The sequence below is a fragment of the Kitasatospora sp. NPDC059803 genome (assembly GCF_042732255.1).
In the GTDB taxonomy this organism is placed as follows: domain Bacteria; phylum Actinomycetota; class Actinomycetes; order Streptomycetales; family Streptomycetaceae; genus Kitasatospora.
On sequence record NZ_JBHWIJ010000031.1, the window covers coordinates 32,540 to 46,512 of the forward strand.

A 13,973-nucleotide genomic window follows, 5' to 3' on the forward strand; every position below is an offset into this window, starting at 1 on the left:
GGACGTTCCGGATGTCGAGAAGATTCGTCTCACCTGTCGATCACCCGGCGACTGCACCACCCCCGGCGGCCGTACCGTGGGGGCGCACCCGAGAGAACGGTCCCCCCGCCCATGCCCGGCCAGCGCCCCTTCGTCATGCTGAGCGCCGCAATGTCCCTCGACGGCCACCTCGACGACGCCTCCCCCGACCGCCTGCTGCTCTCCAACCGGGCCGACTTCGACCGGGTCGACGCCGAGCGCGCGGCCGCCGACGCCGTCCTGGTCGGCGGCAACACGCTGCGCGCCGACAATCCGCGCCTGCTGGTCAACGACCCCGCACGCCGGGCCGCCCGGCTCGCGGACGGCCGCGCCGAGTACCCGCTGAAGGTGACGCTCAGCGCGAGCGGCGCGCTCGACGCCGGCCTGCGCTTCTGGCACACCGGCGGCGCCCGGCTCGCCTACACCACGGACGCCGGCGCGACCGTGCTGCGGCCCCGCCTGGACGGGCTGGCCGAGGTGGTCGCGCTCGGCGGCGCGGTGGACCTCGGCGCGGTGCTGGACGACCTGGGCGCGCGCGGGGTGCGCCGACTGATGGTCGAGGGCGGCGGCGGCGTGCACACCCAGTTCCTGGCCCAGGGCCTGGCGGACGAGCTCCAGCTGGCGGTCGCCCCGCTGCTGGTCGGCCAGGCCGAGGCGCCGAGGTTCGTCCGCCCGGCCGCGTTCCCGGGTGGCCCGGCCCGGCGGATGCGCCTGCTGGAGGCACGTACGGTGGACGACGTCGTCCTGCTCAGGTACGCCCCGAAGGAGCCCGCCCCGTGACCGGAGCCCGTCCCGCGACCGCCGACCTCGACCACCTGCGCCGGGCCGTCGAACTCTCCCGCCGCTGCCCGCCGTCCGCGACGGCCTTCTCGGTCGGCGCGGTGATCGTCGGCGCCGACGGCGAGGTCCTGGCGGAGGGCTACAGCCGGGAGGGCGACGCGCACGACCACGCCGAGGAGGCGGCCCTCGGCAAGCTCCCGGCCGGCGACCCGCGGCTGCGCGGGGCGACCGTCTACAGCTCGCTCGAACCGTGCGGACAGCGCGCCTCGCGGCCGGCGCCGTGCGCCCGGCTGCTGATCGCGGCGGGCGTGCCGCGGGTGGTGGTGGCCTGGCGCGAACCGGACCTGTTCGTCACCGACTGCCAGGGCACGGCCCTGCTGGCGGCGGCCGGGGTCGAGGTGGTGGAGCTGCCGGAGCTCGCCGAGGCGGCCCGCGCGGTCAACGCCCACCTGCTCGGCTGATCTTTTGTATCATCGGGGAACAAAGAGCTCGTCCTTCCTTGCCCGAGGAGCAGCCCCATGCCCACCGCACCCCTCCAGCTGACCGCTCGCGCCGTCCTCCTGGACATGGACGGCACCCTGGTCAACTCCGATGCCGTGGTCGAGCGCTGCTGGCACCGCTGGGCCGAGCAGCACGGCCTCGACCCCGTCGCCGTACTAGCCGTCGCCCACGGCCGCCAGGGCCACGCGACGATGGCCGAACTGCTGCCCGACCGCCCGGTGGAACTCAACCTCGCCGACAACCGGCGGATGCTCGCCGCCGAGCGCGCCGACACCGACGGCGTCGTCCCGATCCCCGGCGCCGCCGCCTTCCTCGCCGCCCTGAACGGCCTGCCGCACGCCCTGGTCACCTCCGCCGACGAACCGCTCGCCCGCATCCGGATGGGCGCCGCCGACCTGCCGATGCCGCCCGTCCTGGTCACCGCCGAGTCCGTCGGCGCCAGCAAGCCCGACCCGGAGGGCTTCCTCAAGGGCGCCGCCGCCCTCGGCTTCGCCCCCGCCGACTGCCTCGCCTTCGAGGACTCCGACGCCGGCATCACGGCCGCCCGCGCCGCCGGCATCCGCGTCATCGGCATCGGCCCCCGCGCCACCGCCCACCGACCCGACGCCCACGCCGCCACCCTCGACAACATCACCGTGACCACCACACCGGACGGCGTCATCACCGTCAGCATCCACCCCTGACCGAGCCGACCGCCCGCCCCGCAAGACCGCTCGACACATTGTGTACACATGGAACACTCGGTACTCTTGAGCGCATGACGCAGCCCTTGCCCATAGAGTCCATCCGCGACGTACGCGCGCACCTGGCCGAGGTCGTGGAGCGCGCCGACCGGGACGACGTACCCACGGTGATCACGCGCCGAGGCAAAGAAGTCGCCGCTGTGGTGTCCATCGAGGTACTTCGGAAGTACCAGAAGTGGGAAGAGCGCGAGATCAACCGGATCATCGACGAGCGCATGGCGAATCCGGCAGTCGGTATCCCGATCGAGGACGTCATGAGGGAGACGCTGGCGCGCAATGAGTGAGTTCCGGACGGTCTTCCGACCCGAGGCTCAGGCCGAACTCCGGAAGATCCCTCGCGACATGGCGCTGCGCATCCTGGCCAAGCTGACCGAACTGGAGACCGATCCCCTCGGCTTCAACACCACTGCGCTCGTCTCCCAGCCCGAGCGTCGCCGCCTGCGCGTCGGCGACTACCGCGTCGTCTACACGATCGACAACGGGGAATTGGTGATCTGGGTCGTCCACGTGGGACATCGGTCCACCGTTTACGAGGCTTGACGACCACGGACCCGGCGTCAGAACATCCAGCACCCATCCAGCACGATGACGCGGAAGGGGCCGGACTCGACAGAGCCCGGCCCCTTCCGACCTGCACATTCGACCAATCAGTCAACTCGTAGCAACCAGACGGCTACACGTTGAAGCGGAATGTCGAGCACAGAGCTCCGACCTGAGGAAACGTGACTTCGGAGGGGGCCATCCCAGCACCATCCCAGCACGGGAGAGGCGTCCCAGCACGCCCTGCCACCCTGACCCCCTCCGCGAACAGTTGACGTAGCGAGCAACTCGGAAACCTCGGCCGCGCGAAAATTCGGCCCCCGTCAGTCGTTGGAGGTGGCCGCAGACTACCGTTCGTCGCCAGGCTCATCCACGGCTAGGAGGACTGCGAGCCACAGACCGGCAGACTGGGGAAGACGAGGCGGCGCGGGCTCTCATCAACGATGTGGAGAGCAACCGACACACGTAACGGCCCTCCTCGCCAGTAGGCTTGGGCGGATCCGCCCGGCGAGCTTCCGGAGACAGCATGCTGACCCGCATCGAAGTCCACGGGTTCAAGAACCTCCTGGACCTGTCCATCGACTTCGGACCCTTCACCTGCATCGCAGGGGAGAACGGCACCGGCAAGTCGAATGTTTTCGACGCCATCCAGTTCCTCTCCCTGCTGGCCGACCAGTCGATGATGGAAGCGGCCCAAGAGGTCCGGGGCGTACACGGTGAGCGCCAGGGTGACCCTCGTGACCTCTTCTGGAAGGGCTTCGAGCCTGGCCATCACCGGATGCGATTCGCCGCCGAGATGATCGTCCCGCTCAACGCGGAGGACGACTTCGGCCGGGCCGCGAAGGCCACGACCACGTTTCTGCGGTACGAGTTGGAGGTCGGCTACCAGGAGCCGTCCGGCCTAGACCGTTTCGGCCGCCTCACCCTCCTCCATGAGACGCTGAGTCACATCACCAAAGGCAAGGCCCCCCGGCACCTTCTCTTCCCCCACAGCGTGAAGGACTTCCGCAACAGCGTCATTCAGGGCCATCGCAGCGGCGCCCCCTTCATCTCAACGACGACCGAATCCGGCGAGTCGGTGGTCAAAATCCACCAGGACGGTGGCAGTCGGGGCCAGCCCAAGCCAGCCGCAGCGTCCCGTGCACCCGCAACAGTCGTCTCCACCATCACCAGCAGTGACGACCCCACCATCCTCGCGGCTCGCCGTGAGATGCAGTCCTGGCGACGGCTAGCTCTTGAGCCGTCGGCTCTGCGCAGGTCCGACCGCTATGTCGACCCACAGGTAATGGGCGCCGACGGCTCCCACCTCCCCGCGACACTCTTCCGTGTGGCCCACGGCACTCCCGGCGCGGATCCCAGCCAGATCTACGCCAGGCTGGCGGGACGTCTATCGGACCTGACCGGTATCCATATCCGCGATCTGGATGTCGATCAGGACGAGGTCCGGCAGCTCCTCACAGTCAACGTACGCGAGGTGGCCGGCATGACGCTGCCCGCCCGTAGCCTCTCCGAGGGCACCCTGCGCTTCCTGGCCTTGTGCGTCCTGCTCGAAGACACGTCCGTAAGTGGTCTGATCTGCATGGAGGAGCCCGAGAATGGCATCCATCCCGCGAATCTCAACGCCATGGTCGCCCTTGTCCAGGACCTTGCCGTCGACCCGTCAGAGGAACCTGGAACAGACAATCCGTTCCGGCAGGTACTGATCAACACACACTCACCCGGGGTCGTACAACTCGTCGAACCTGAAGACCTCTTGTTCGCCGACACCGCTATCCACATGGCCGAGAACGGCTCTCTGAACCGGGCTCTCCGCCTGCGTCCACTGGCCGAGACGTGGCGGGCCACGAGGGCGGGAGGCGACTTCGTGACAAAGGCAGACATCCTGCCGTACCTCACCACACCCATCGGAGCGCAGCTCACGCTGGACTGGGGGGTCGCGTGACCGCCCGCGTTCTGTTCATTGGTGAGGGCAGCAGCGACAACGGCCTCGTACCGCACGTCGAATCCATTGCCGTGCGCAGGGGGCTCGATGTCTCGATCACCGTCCCTGACTTCGGCCTACTGCGGCCACCGCCCGGCCATTCCGTCCGGGACAAACTGCGGGCAGCCCGTAAGTTGCACGGAACCTACGACTTGGTTGTGGTGCAACGGGATGCCGACCGGGGTCCCGCCCAGGACCGCAGGAACGAGATCGAAGAGGCAGTGTGCGCCGAGTGGCCCGGTCTCCGGCACGTCGCTGTAGTACCTGTCCGCATGCTGGAAGCCTGGCTGCTTCTCGATGAGGCATGTCTGCGCCAGGTCGCCGAGAACCCGAGCGGCCGCGTCAGCCTTGATCTCCCCAAGGGCATCGCGGCAGAAAAGGTCGCCGACCCTAAACAGCTCCTCAAGGACTCGCTCGCGCAGGCAAGCGAGTACAAAGGACGCCGCCTCTCCCAGTTCCAGAAGCGCTTCTCACAGCACCGGCTGCGCATGCTCGAACTTTTGGACCCGGAGGGCCCGGTGACCTGCCTTCCGTCATGGCAGGATTTCGTCAAGGATCTAGACGAAGCGTTCGAGATACTCAACGACTGACCTAGCCCAAACCGCACAACTACCTTCAGGTGCAGCAAACTTCACGCGCAGCCGCCCCACGGCCAGTCGCCTCGTCGATGTCGGCCCAACAATATGCTGCGTCCGCATGATCGGGGCCGCCCTTCCCCACGCACACTTGGCGAGAGCGTCCTGGCTACGGCCGTGCGTGATCGCCGGCCGACGGCGCGGAGGCGACCGAAAGTAGGCGCCGCGGCAGCAGCCGTCTCTTGAGCATGAGGTAAGCGTCCTCTGTGATCAGAGGGCGTCTGTCGAGCTGCGGTCGCTTATCTCACAAGCCTTACCGAGCCCAGCACGGTAAAGGTGAGCAGGGACGAAAATTGGTGACACGGGCTCAGATTTCCCAGCACCATCCCAGCACGGGAAACAAGCAGGGCCCGACTCCGTAGAGCCGGGCCCCTTGTGACCTGCATGTTTGCCAAGTCAGCGACGTGGTGTTATTTCATCCGCTTAGACGTTGAAGCGGAACTCCACCACGTCGCCGTCCTGCATGATGTATTCCTTGCCCTCGATGCGGGCCTTGCCCTTGGAGCGGGCCTCGGCGATGGAGCCGGTCTCGACCAGGTCGGCGAAGGAGATCACCTCGGCCTTGATGAAGCCCTTCTGGAAGTCGGTGTGGATGACTCCGGCGGCCTCGGGGGCGGTGGCGCCCTTCTTGATGGTCCAGGCGCGGGTTTCCTTGGGGCCTGCGGTGAGGTAGGTCTGCAGGCCGAGGGTGTCGAAGCCGACCCGGGCGAGGGTGGCGAGGCCAGGCTCTTCCTGGCCCATCGACTGGAGCAGCTCCAGGGCCTCGTCGTCGTCGAGCTCGATCAGCTCGGACTCGATCTTGGCGTTGAGGAAGATCGCCTCGGCCGGGGCGACCAGCTCGCGCTGGACGTTCTTGAAGTCCTCGTCGGCCAGCTCGGCCTCGTCCACGTTGAAGACGTAGAGGAAGGGCTTGGCGGTCAGCAGGTGGAGGTCGCGGATCGGGGTGGTGTCGAAGCCGGCCTCGAAGAGGGTCTTGCCGGTCTCCAGGACCGCCTGCGCGGCCTCGGCGGCGGCCAGCACGGGGGCGGTCTCCTTCTTCAGGCGCGCCTCCTTCTGGAGCCGCGGCAGGACCTTCTCGACGGTCTGGAGGTCGGCCAGGATCAGCTCGGTGTGGATGGTCTCGATGTCGTCCTTGGGCGACACCTTGCCGTCCACGTGCACCACGTCCGGGTCGGTGAAGGCGCGCACGACCTGGCAGATCGCGTCCGACTCGCGGATGTTGGCGAGGAACTTGTTGCCCAGTCCCTCGCCCTCGCTGGCGCCGCGCACGATGCCGGCGATGTCGACGAAGTCGACGGTGGCCGGGAGGATCCGCTGGGAGCCGAAGATCTCGGCGAGCTTGGCCAGCCGCGCGTCCGGGACGCCGACGACGCCGACGTTCGGCTCGATGGTGGCGAACGGGTAGTTGGCCGCCAGCACGTCGTTCTTGGTCAGGGCGTTGAACAGGGTCGACTTGCCGACGTTCGGCAGGCCGACGATTCCGATCGTGAGCGACATGAAGCGCAGTCCCGTGGGCTTGGAGGAGTTGGGTCGGCACCGTGCGGGCCGACCCCCAAGTCTACGGGCAGCGCCTCACGCCCCGGTCGCCGCCGGGAGGGGCTTCAGGAACTCCGGCGGGGTGCCCGGGGGGCTGGGCCGGACAGGTCAGGCCGCTGAACGACGATCACATCAGCACTCCGCCAGGAGACACGGGACAAGACCTGAACGGTCCATTACACAGTGTGGCGATGATCGGACCGTACGTTGGGCGGGTGGAGCAGAGCATCCGTACCCAGCCGCCAGGGCCCAGACGCCGACCGCCGAACGGCGCGGCCGGGGCCGCCGTCCCCGGGCCCGGCCGGGCTCCCGAGACCGCCGGAGCCCCCGCAGCCCCCGCCGCCGCCCCCGCCGCCCGGCTACGCCCGGTAGCCGGGCCGCCCGCCGCCGCCCGCCCGGCCACCCCCAGGCTGCGGCTGCGGCTGCCGCTGCCCGGACGCTCCGAGGCCCCGCTGTACGGGCGGCGCCGGACCGGACGACCGACCCGGCTGACCGCCATCGGCACGGGCGTGGCCGCCGTCCTGGCGACGCTCGCCGTCGCGGGCCTGGACCGGCTGCTGTTCGACCGCCTCGGCTGGCTGTTCGGCCTCGGCTACCTGGTCGTCTGCTTCCAGCTGGCCGTCCGGGTGCGCTACGTCGACCTGCTGGCCGCACCGATCAGCGGGCCGATCGCCTTCGCGCTGGCGCTGCTGCTGCTCGGGCCGGTCACCTCCTCGGGCGTCACCGCCCAGGTGGTGGCGCTGGCGACCGGGCTGGCGCTGCGGGCCGGCTGGCTGTTCTCCGGCACCGGACTGGCCGCGCTGATCGTGCTCGCCCGGTTCGTGGCCCAGCGCCGGATCCAGCGCTCCCGCTGAGCGGCGCCTCGGGCGGGCGGCCTCAGCCCGCCGCCCGGGCCGCCGCCATGGCGGCGCCGACGATGCCCGCGTCGTTGCGCAGCTCGGCCGGCACCACCCGCGCCTCCCGCTCCCGCAGCAGCGGCAGGAACTTCTCGTGCTTGCGGCTCACCCCGCCGCCGATCACGACCAGTTGCGGCGAGAACAGCATCTCGACCAGGTCCAGGTACTCGTCGACCCGCCCGGCCCACTGCTCCCAGGTCAGCCCGTGCCGTTCCTTGGCGGCCGAGGAGGCCCGGCGCTCGGCGTCCTTGCCGCGCAGTTCCAGGTGGCCCAGTTCGGTGTTGGGCACCAGCACGCCGTCGACGAAGAGCGCGCTGCCGATGCCGGTGCCGAAGGTGAGCACCAGCGCCACGCCCGACTGGTCGCGCCCGGCGCCGTGCACGGTCTCGGCGAGCCCGGCCGCGTCGGCGTCGTTGAGCACGGTCGCGGGCAGGTCGAGCGCCTCGCGGAACAGGCCCGCGGCGTCCAGGCCGATCCAGCCCTTGTCCACGTTGGCGGCGGTTCTGGTCCGGCCGCCGACCACCACGCCGGGGAAGGTGAGCCCGACCGGGCCCTGGTGGTCGAACTGGCGGACCACCTCGCAGACGGCGGCGACCACGGCCTCGGGGGCGGACGGCTGCGGGGTGAGCACCTTGTACCGCTCCTGGGCCAGCACGCCCCGGGCGAGGTCGACCGGGGCGCCCTTGATGCCCGAACCGCCGATGTCCACGCCGAATACCGCCGTCATCACGTCCACCCTCCGCCGGGGCCGCGGACCGCTTGTCCACAGCCTGTGCACAAAACTACGAGAGGGCACGGGCGGACGCACAGCAGAAAACCCGGCAACCCCGAGGGGGGTGCCGGGCTCTGCGCGAAGGGCCTGGGAGCGGTCCGGGAGCGGTCCCAGGCTCGGCCCTACAGCTTGCCCGCCGCCTCGGCGCGCAGGTCGCGGCGCAGTTCCTTGGGCAGCGAGAAGATCAGGTGCTCCTCGGCGGTCTTGACCGTCTCGACCGTGTCGTAGCCGCGCGCGGCCAGCCACTCCAGCACGCCCTCGACCAGGATCTCCGGGACGGAGGCGCCGCTGGTCAGACCGACCGTGCCGACGCCCTCCAGCCAGGCCTCCTGGACCTCCTCGGCGAAGTCCACCAGGTGGGCGGCCTTGGCGCCGTACTCCAGGCCGACCTCGACCAGGCGGACGGAGTTGGACGAGTTCTTGGAACCGACCACGATCAGCAGGTCGGTCTCGGGGGCCATCTGCTTGACCGCGACCTGGCGGTTCTGGGTGGCGTAGCAGATGTCGTCGCTGGGCGGGCTGACCAGCGCCGGGAAGCGCTTCTTCAGCTCGCCGACGGTGGCCATGGTCTCGTCCACCGACAGGGTGGTCTGGGACAGCCAGACGACCCTGGACTCGTCCCGGACCCGCACGTTGGCGACGTCCTCGGCGCCGTCCACCAGGTGGATCCGGTCCGGGGCCTCGCCCATCGTCCCGACGACCTCCTCGTGGCCCTCGTGACCCACCAGCAGGATGTCGAAGCCCTCGTCGGCGAAGCGCACGGCCTCCTTGTGCACCTTGGTGACCAGCGGGCAGGTGGCGTCGATGGTGGCCAGCCGGCCGGCCTTCGCCTCGTCGTGGACGGCCGGCGCGACGCCGTGCGCGGAGAAGACCACGATCGAGCCCTCAGGCACCTCCTCCGTCTCGTCGACGAAGATCGCGCCCTTCTTCTCCAGGGTCTGCACCACGTACTTGTTGTGGACGATCTGCTTGCGGACGTAGATGGGCGCCCCGTACTGCTCCAGGGCCTTCTCCACGGCGATCACGGCGCGGTCGACACCCGCGCAGTAGCCCCGGGGGGCGGCGAGCAGGACACGGCGCGGCGCGGTGTTGGACATGGCTCCATCGTACGGGCGGCGCCGAGCCGCGCCGACGGGAGGCGCTTTCCGGACAGACCCGGTCGTCGGTGCTCAAATGTGGTGTCTATGAGCTCTGCGAACGGGCAAACGGAACCGGGCGGCCTGCGCCGCAGCCTGAGCGTCCGCGACCTGATGGTCTACGGCCTGCTGTTCATCGCTCCGATGGCACCGGTCGGCGTGTTCGGCGTCCTGGACGCCAGGAGCCACGGCGCCGTCGCCACCGTCTACCTGGCCGCGACCGTCGCGATGGGCTTCACCGCCTTCTCGTACGCCCAGATGGTGCGCGCGGTGCCGCAGACCGGCTCGGTGTTCGCCTACGCGCGGGCCGGGCTGGGCGAGGGGCCCGGGTTCATCGCCGGCTGGATGGCGATGCTCGACTACCTGCTGATCCCGGCGGTCGCCTACCTGTTCTCCGGGATCGCGCTGAACTCGCTGGTGCCCGGCGTCTCCCGCTGGGTCTGGACGGCGCTCGCAGTGGTGCTGACCACCGCGCTCAACCTGATCGGCGTGCGGACGGCGGCCGTGGTCGGCTTCGCGGTGCTCGCCCTGGAGATCGCGGTGCTGGCGGTGTTCGTCGCCGCGGCCGTGGTGGCCCTGGTCCAGGGCGGCGCCCGGCGCGGCTGGGACACCCCGTTCACCGCCGTCGGCGCCTTCTCGCTGACCGCGGTGATCTCGGCCGTGTCCGTCGCGGTGCTCTCCTACCTGGGCTTCGACGCGATCGCCACCTTCGTCGAGGAGGCGGTCGGCGCCTCGGCGGCGGTGGCCCGGGCCCTGCTCTGGTGCCTGGCACTGGCCGGGGTGCTGTTCGTCACCCAGACCTACCTGGCGGCACTGCTGGAGCCGCTGGGCCCGCAGCAGCTGGCGGCCGACCCGGCGGCGCAGGGCTCGGCCTTCTACGACACGGTGGAGAGCGGGGTCGGGCACTGGCTGCACGTCCTGGTGGCGGCCAGCAAGGCGATCGGCGCGGCCTTCGCGGCGCTGGCCGGGCAGGCGGCGGCCGGGCGGCTGGTCTACGCGATGGGCCGGGAGGGACGGCTGCCGCGCGTCCTCGGCACGGTCGACCCGGCCACCGCGGTGCCGCGCCGGGCGCTGCTGGCGGCCGCGGTGATCACGATGGCCGCGGCGGTCTGGGCGGCCAACCGGGACGACGGGCTCGACCAGCTGACCTCGGTGGTCAACGTGGGCGCGCTGACCGCCTTCGCGCTGCTGCACGCCTCGGTGATCGGCTGGTACACGGTGCGGCACGGCTCCCGGGACCGGGTGCGGCACCTGCTCGTCCCGGCCCTGGGGATCGCGGTGATCGCCGCAGTGGTCTACGAGGCCTCGACGACCGCGCAGCTCGTCGGGCTGATCTGGCTGGCGGTCGGGCTGGTGGTGCTGGGCGTCCAGGGCTCCCCCGCTCCGGGCGGCCCTGTCGACCGGCGCCGCTAGGGGCGGTGTCGGCCGGCGCCGCTAGCCTCATACGCATGGCCAACACCAGCTCCCCCGAAGCCCCGATCCCGGTCGGCAAGGTCTCCGCGCTGATCGGCGGCTGGATCGACCGGCTCGGCGCGGTCTGGGTGGAGGGGCAGATCACCCAGCTCAGCCGCCGGCCGGGGGCGGGCGTGGTGTTCCTGACCCTGCGCGACCCGCAGGCGGACGTGTCGCTCACGGTGACCTGCTTCCGCTCGGTGTTCGACCAGGTCGCGGACGTGGTGCAGGAGGGCGCGCGGGTCGTCGTGCACGCCAAGCCGGAGTGGTACGCGGCGCGCGGGCAGCTGTCGCTGCGGGCCTCGGAGATCCGGCCGGTCGGGCTGGGCGAGCTGCTGGCCCGGCTGGAGCAGCTGAAGCGGCGGCTCGCCGGGGAGGGCCTGTTCGCGGCCGAGCGCAAGCGCCCGCTGCCGTTCCTGCCGCAGTGCGTCGGGCTGGTCACCGGGCGCGGCTCGGCGGCCGAGCGGGACGTGCTGGAGAACGCCCGGCGGCGCTGGCCGGCCGTCCGCTTCGAGGTGCGCAACGTCCCGGTGCAGGGGGTCAGCGCGGTGGAGCGGGTGAGCGCGGCCGTCCGGGAGCTGGACGAGCACCCCGAGGTGGACGTGATCATCGTGGCCCGCGGCGGCGGCAGCGTCGAGGACCTGCTGCCGTTCTCGGACGAGGGGCTGGTGCGGCTGGTCGCGGCCGCCCGTACGCCGGTGGTCAGCGCGATCGGCCACGAGCCGGACCAGCCGCTGCTGGACTTCGTCGCCGACCTGCGCGCCTCCACCCCGACCGATGCCGCCAAACGGGTGGTTCCGGACGTCGGCGAGGAGCTGGCCAAGGTCCGCCTGCTGCGGGACCGTGCCCGGCGGCACGTCCTCGGCCGGGTCGAGCGCGAGCAGCACGGGCTGGACGGCGTGCGCAGCCGCCCCGCGCTGGCCGCCCCGCACCGGATGCTGGACGGGCGCGGCCAGGAGGTCACCGCGCTGCTGGAGCGGGCCCGGCGCACCCTGCGGCACCGGCTGGACCACGCGCAGAGCGACCTCGGGCACACCCTCGCCCGGGTGGTCGCGCTGTCCCCGGCGGCCACCCTGGAGCGCGGCTACGCGGTGCTCCAGCGGACGGACGGCACGGTGGTGACCGACCCGGCGCAGGTCACGGCCGGCGAGGGGCTGCACGCCCGGGTCGCGGGCGGGGCCTTCGACGTCGCGGTGGACGACGGTCAGGGCTCGTAGGAGCGCCCGGCGTCGCGGTGGACGACGGCCTGGGCTCGTAGGAACGCCCGGCGCCACGGTGGACGACGGTCAGGCCTCGTGGGAGCGCTGCCGGGAGAGCGCGATGGAGTGCTCGCCGAAGCCGAGGCTGCGGTAGAGCGCCTCGCCGCCACTGCTGGCGTGCAGGTCGATCCGGCCGACCCGCTGGTCGTCGAACCAGTCCAGCAGCGCCTCGGTGCAGGCCCGGGCGTAGCCGCGCAGCCGGTGGCCGGGGTCGGTGCAGATGTTGAAGACGAAGCCGAACCGGCCGTTCGGGTTTCCCGGCGCGGGCAGCCGGTGCTCCAGCGTGCCGACCGCGCAGGCGGCGAGCCGGCCGGGCCGTCGCGGATCGTCCACCACGAAGGACGGCATGGTCAGTTCCCCGGCCGGGGCGGCGAGGCGCTCGCGCAGCATCCGCTCGGCGGTGGCCTGCCAGGGCCCCGGCCCGGTCAGGCCGGCCATGCTGGGCATCGCCTCGAACATCAGGTCGCGCAGCCGGACGAGCTCGGGGGCGTCGGCCGGGGCGGCGGGTCGGACCGTGATCATGCGGCGGAGGGTAGCGCCGCCGGCCGGCCGGACGCATCCGATTTCGCCCCGCCGCCTCACCCGCTGCCTTCGCCTCACCGAGGCCGTTCCGGCTTTCGCCCCGCCGCGGCCGTTCCGTCGGCGCTGCGCCGACTCTGTCGGCTCCAGCCCCTACGCTGGCACGCATGGCAGAGCAGCAGGAGCAGCAGGACGCGGCGGCACCGACCCCGGACGACGCGCTGGGCTACGAGCACGCCCGGGACGCGCTGCTGGAGGTGGTCCGGCAGCTGGAGAACGGCGGGACGTCGCTGGAGGAGTCGCTGGCGCTGTGGGAGCGCGGCGAGCAGCTGGCGAAGGTGTGCCAGCGCTGGCTGGACGGCGCCCGGGCCCGGCTGGACGCGGCGCTGGCCGCCGAGGAGGACGGGGCCGCGGGCGGGGAGTGACGCGGCTCACAGCGGGCCGGGGAATCGTTGAATCTTCACCCATGTTGAGATGGTGTGACCGGCCACGGCCGGTCAATCCGACGAACCCCCTCCCGCATGAGGTGCAGACAAGCATGACCACCGACGCCCTGGTACTCGACGCCGCCGCTCAGGACCTGCTGTTCCGCGAGGCCCGCACCGCGAACACCTTCACCGACGAGCCGGTGACCGAGGAGCAGGTCCAGGCCATCTACGAGCTGGTCAAGTACGGCCCGACCGCCTTCAACCAGCAGCCGCTGCGCGTCGTCCTGGTCCGCTCGACCGAGGGCCGCGAGCGCCTCGTCCAGCACCTGGCGGACGGCAACAAGGCCAAGACCAGCACCGCCCCGCTGGTCGCCATCCTCGCCGCGGACAACGAGTTCCACGAGGAGCTGCCGACCCAGTTCCCGCACTTCCCGCAGGCCAAGGACGTGTTCTTCTCCGAGCGCACCGTCCGTGAGCGCTCCGCCTCGCTGAACGGCGCGCTGCAGGCCGCCTACTTCATCATCGGCGTGCGCGCCGCCGGCCTGGCCGCCGGCCCGATGACCGGCTACGACGCCGAGGGCATCAACAAGGAGTTCTTCGGCGACGGCGAGCACTCGGTGCTGGCCGTGGTCAACATCGGCAAGCCGGGCGACGAGGCGTGGTTCCCGCGCTCGCCGCGCCTGGCGTACGACCAGGTCGTCACCACGGTCTGATCCGCCGCACGCGCGAGGGGCCCCCCCCGCGGGGGGCGGGGGGGGGCCCCCCCACAGGCGCCCC

The 13,973-nt window shown here is 71.3% G+C and carries 14 protein-coding genes and 1 pseudogene; 11 read left to right on the forward strand and 4 right to left on the reverse strand.

Going from position 1 to position 13,973, the window contains the following annotated elements; translation table 11 throughout:
* Positions 1-111: 111 nt before the first annotated feature.
* The 6 genes and pseudogenes from ACFV6I_RS08055 (at position 112) to ACFV6I_RS08080 (ending at position 5,153) form a co-directional block, all read left to right on the forward strand.
* Positions 112-1,259: pseudogene (locus tag ACFV6I_RS08055) on the forward strand (dihydrofolate reductase family protein).
* 57 nt (positions 1,260-1,316) lie between these two features.
* A complete protein-coding gene (locus tag ACFV6I_RS08060; RefSeq protein WP_380423922.1) occupies positions 1,317-1,982 on the forward strand; it encodes an HAD-IA family hydrolase in 666 nt (221 codons plus the stop codon).
* Positions 1,983-2,056: 74 nt separating this feature from the next.
* A complete protein-coding gene (locus tag ACFV6I_RS08065; RefSeq protein ID WP_380374713.1) occupies positions 2,057-2,326 on the forward strand; it encodes a type II toxin-antitoxin system Phd/YefM family antitoxin in 270 nt (89 codons plus the stop codon).
* Positions 2,319-2,582: a type II toxin-antitoxin system RelE/ParE family toxin gene (locus ACFV6I_RS08070; RefSeq protein WP_371517250.1), complete on the forward strand. Its 264-nt coding sequence runs from the start codon at positions 2,319-2,321 to the stop codon at positions 2,580-2,582. The genes ACFV6I_RS08065 and ACFV6I_RS08070 overlap by 8 nt, the downstream gene beginning before the upstream one ends.
* Before the next feature lie 526 nt (positions 2,583-3,108).
* Entirely contained in the window at positions 3,109-4,524 is a 1,416-nt protein-coding gene (locus ACFV6I_RS08075; RefSeq protein ID WP_380423923.1) for an AAA family ATPase, read from the forward strand.
* The gene (locus ACFV6I_RS08080; protein WP_380423924.1) at positions 4,521-5,153 is read left to right on the forward strand and encodes a hypothetical protein; all 633 of its coding nucleotides are present in this window, start codon (positions 4,521-4,523) and stop codon (positions 5,151-5,153) included. The genes ACFV6I_RS08075 and ACFV6I_RS08080 overlap by 4 nt, the downstream gene beginning before the upstream one ends.
* Before the next feature lie 468 nt (positions 5,154-5,621).
* Here the strand turns inward: ACFV6I_RS08080 and ychF are convergent, their stop codons facing one another.
* Complete coding sequence (gene ychF, locus ACFV6I_RS08085) at positions 5,622-6,695, reverse strand: redox-regulated ATPase YchF (protein WP_063347971.1); 1,074 nt, start codon at positions 6,693-6,695, stop codon at positions 5,622-5,624.
* Positions 6,696-6,925: 230 nt separating this feature from the next.
* On the opposite strand from ychF, the gene ACFV6I_RS08090 reads away from it, so the two are divergent.
* The gene (locus ACFV6I_RS08090; RefSeq protein ID WP_380423925.1) at positions 6,926-7,588 is read left to right on the forward strand and encodes a DUF6542 domain-containing protein; all 663 of its coding nucleotides are present in this window, start codon (positions 6,926-6,928) and stop codon (positions 7,586-7,588) included.
* A gap of 22 nt (positions 7,589-7,610) precedes the next feature.
* Here ACFV6I_RS08090 and ppgK read toward each other — a convergent pair whose 3' ends face one another.
* Together ppgK and ACFV6I_RS08100 are read right to left on the reverse strand one after the other, a co-directional pair.
* Entirely contained in the window at positions 7,611-8,357 is a 747-nt protein-coding gene (gene ppgK, locus ACFV6I_RS08095) for a polyphosphate--glucose phosphotransferase (RefSeq protein WP_063347972.1), read from the reverse strand.
* Between the two features lie 167 nt (positions 8,358-8,524).
* Positions 8,525-9,499, reverse strand: coding sequence for a 4-hydroxy-3-methylbut-2-enyl diphosphate reductase (locus tag ACFV6I_RS08100; protein WP_063347973.1), 975 nt, complete (start codon positions 9,497-9,499; stop codon positions 8,525-8,527).
* A gap of 87 nt (positions 9,500-9,586) precedes the next feature.
* On the opposite strand from ACFV6I_RS08100, the gene ACFV6I_RS08105 reads away from it, so the two are divergent.
* Together ACFV6I_RS08105 and xseA are read left to right on the forward strand one after the other, a co-directional pair.
* On the forward strand, positions 9,587-10,951 hold the full coding sequence (locus ACFV6I_RS08105) for an APC family permease (RefSeq protein ID WP_380423926.1): 1,365 nt from the start codon (positions 9,587-9,589) through the stop codon (positions 10,949-10,951).
* Between the two features lie 35 nt (positions 10,952-10,986).
* A complete protein-coding gene (gene xseA, locus ACFV6I_RS08110; protein ID WP_380374721.1) occupies positions 10,987-12,207 on the forward strand; it encodes an exodeoxyribonuclease VII large subunit in 1,221 nt (406 codons plus the stop codon).
* A gap of 69 nt (positions 12,208-12,276) precedes the next feature.
* Here xseA and ACFV6I_RS08115 read toward each other — a convergent pair whose 3' ends face one another.
* Entirely contained in the window at positions 12,277-12,771 is a 495-nt protein-coding gene (locus ACFV6I_RS08115; RefSeq protein ID WP_380423927.1) for a GNAT family N-acetyltransferase, read from the reverse strand.
* 164 nt (positions 12,772-12,935) lie between these two features.
* Here ACFV6I_RS08115 and ACFV6I_RS08120 point away from each other — a divergent pair, with 164 nt between their 5' ends.
* Together ACFV6I_RS08120 and ACFV6I_RS08125 are read left to right on the forward strand one after the other, a co-directional pair.
* Positions 12,936-13,193, forward strand: a complete 258-nt coding sequence (locus tag ACFV6I_RS08120; RefSeq protein WP_063347976.1) for an exodeoxyribonuclease VII small subunit — start codon at positions 12,936-12,938, stop codon at positions 13,191-13,193.
* A 113-nt stretch (positions 13,194-13,306) separates the two neighbouring features.
* On the forward strand, positions 13,307-13,909 hold the full coding sequence (locus ACFV6I_RS08125; RefSeq protein ID WP_063347977.1) for a malonic semialdehyde reductase: 603 nt from the start codon (positions 13,307-13,309) through the stop codon (positions 13,907-13,909).
* The last annotated feature ends 64 nt before the right edge of the window (positions 13,910-13,973 follow it).